We start from the raw sequence: 2,072 nt of genomic DNA, 5'->3' as shown, positions 1-2,072 counted from the left end.
GGGCCCCCCTCGGCCCCCAGCGTCTCCGCGAGGCCCGTCCGGGGGTCCTCCAGCAGCGCGGCCAGGATGTGCTCGGGGCCGATGTACGAGGCGCCGGCGGCCTGCGAGCGGGCGTGGGCGTTGAGCAGCGCGCGTTTGGCGGCCGGGGTGAGGCTGGGCTCCCCGTCCCCCGCGCCGGAGGGCAGCGCCCGGGCCACCTGCTCGGCCATCCGGTCCGGGTCCACCCCCGCCTGCTCCAGCACCTGCCGCGCGGCCGGCACCCGGGTGGCGGCCCACAGCAGATGGGCGGCGTCCAGGTCCGATCCGTCCTCCGCCGCCCGCGCGCCGGCCGCCGCCAGCAGCTCGTGCGAGGACTCGCTGAGCAGCCGCCCGATGGGCACCCGCTGCACGGCCGGCGGGGAGGCCGCCGGGCTCATCCCGAAGAAGCGGTTGAACAGGTCGGAGAACGGGTCCCCGGACCCGAAGGGCGAAGCCGTCACCATGACCACCCGTCCGGCGGGCGGCACACAGCGGCCGCGCCGTAGTCGATGTGCCTCCTCGTACACGGTCATTCTTGGCCGGGCGGAACGGGGGTGCGACCGGCGCAAGAGTGAACCCTGCGGGGGACCGGCAGCCGGTCGGCACGACTCCCACCGCCCGCGCCTACGGGCCGTCACCGGCGGGGCTCGGCGGTGCGGCGCGGTCGGCGCGGGGGTCAGTCGTAGTGGAGGGTGCCGTCCTCGTCCATCGACGGGTGCATCTTCATGGGGCCGTACTCGTCGGCATCCGAGGCGCGCGCCGGCTCCGGGCCGTCCGGGCCGCAGCGGACCAGGCGTTCGATGCGGCAGATGCGGTACAGGGTGTCGCCCATGCGCGCCTCGTTGGCGTGGCCGGCGGCCCGGAACTCCTCGGCGACCTTGGTGTACGCGGCCTTCTCGTCCTCGTCGAACCGGTAGAGCACGGGCCAGATCTCGGACATCCCGTTGTAGAGGAGGTCCCGCGCGTCGTGCGGCGTGGGCATCATGGCGCCGCGCTGCCGCCACCCCGTGCCGTCGTTCTCCGCCACGCCGAAGCCGATGGGGAGCAGGGCGATGTCCGGGTAGGCCGCGGCCGCCCGCCGCGAGTCCGCGCGCATCTCGGCGGTGAAGCGGGAGCCGGTGTAGGCGAAGTCGCGCAGGCTCAGCTTCAGGGCGGCTGCCATCAGCCCGTCGTCCCGGCCGGGGTCGCAGACGAAGCCCACGTCCGGCGAGGGCGTGCGGCGGTTCCCGCCCCAGGTCCTGTCGGCCGGTTCCCGGTCGGTGGGGCGAGGCGGCTCCAGTCCGTCCTTCCCCTCGCGCGCGAACTCGTCGCCCCGCACCACCCGGTAGCGCGCCCCGAGGGCCTCCACCTCGTTGGCCGGCTCGCGTTCCAGCACGGCCACGGCGGCCATGAGCTCGCGCCGCACGGCGGGGTCGTCGGTGTCGTCCTTGGCCTTGAAGAACAGGTGGGACTGGAGACCGTCCCGGGCCTGTTGGGGCATCCCGTCCACGACCGGCAGCAGCAGGCGCCACTCCGGCCCGACGGCGGGGTCCTGCACGGCGACACCGAAGACGGGCCCGCGCAGCACCAGATGCGGGTACCGCTGCGAGGCGTTCACCGCGTCGGCCTCGGTCACCCAGGCGACGGGGTCGTCGGCGGAGACCAACTCCGCGTGCACGGCATCGAGACGTCGCTTCCAGTCGTCAAGCATGCACACATTGTTAGGGATAGCGGCACGGGCCCGGGCGGGATTCGCCCAGCCGCTATCCGGGCGCCCGCGCGGATCCGGTCGCCCAAGTCGGCAGCCGCTACCCGGGCGCCCGCGCGGATCCGGTCGCCCCGGTCGGCCTCGGGCCTCGCGCGCCGTGCGGCGCCGCGGCGCCCGCGCGCCCCTGGCTCAGGACGCCTTCAGCAGCGCGTCTTCCCTCCACTTGAGGATCTTGTCGAAGCTGATCACCGCACCGTTGCGGCCCGTGCGGTTGCGGTAGCGGACGTGGTCGGTGAGGGCCTCGATCAGGAAGAGGCCGCGGCCGTGCTCGTCCTGGGCGGGGGCGGGCCGCAACGGTGCGGTGATC

Annotated in this window: 3 protein-coding genes; all 3 read right to left on the bottom strand. The window is 74.9% G+C overall.

Annotated features, from left to right (window positions below; all coding sequences use genetic code 11):
* A partial coding sequence (locus tag E4099_RS31515) for a Clp protease N-terminal domain-containing protein (protein ID WP_425348291.1) occupies positions 1-488 on the bottom strand: 488 nt, incomplete at its 3' end.
* 206 nt (positions 489-694) lie between these two features.
* Positions 695-1,708, bottom strand: coding sequence for a DUF5954 family protein (locus E4099_RS31510; protein ID WP_135342512.1), 1,014 nt, complete (start codon positions 1,706-1,708; stop codon positions 695-697).
* A gap of 186 nt (positions 1,709-1,894) precedes the next feature.
* Positions 1,895-2,072: ATP-binding protein (locus E4099_RS34700; protein WP_167828555.1), on the bottom strand; the 178-nt coding region annotated here is incomplete at its 5' end.

It is taken from the genome of Streptomyces palmae (assembly GCF_004684805.1).
In the GTDB taxonomy this organism is placed as follows: domain Bacteria; phylum Actinomycetota; class Actinomycetes; order Streptomycetales; family Streptomycetaceae; genus Streptomyces; species Streptomyces palmae.
Note: the sequence above shows the minus strand (reverse complement) of the source record. Positions and strands in the feature narration are given on the sequence as shown.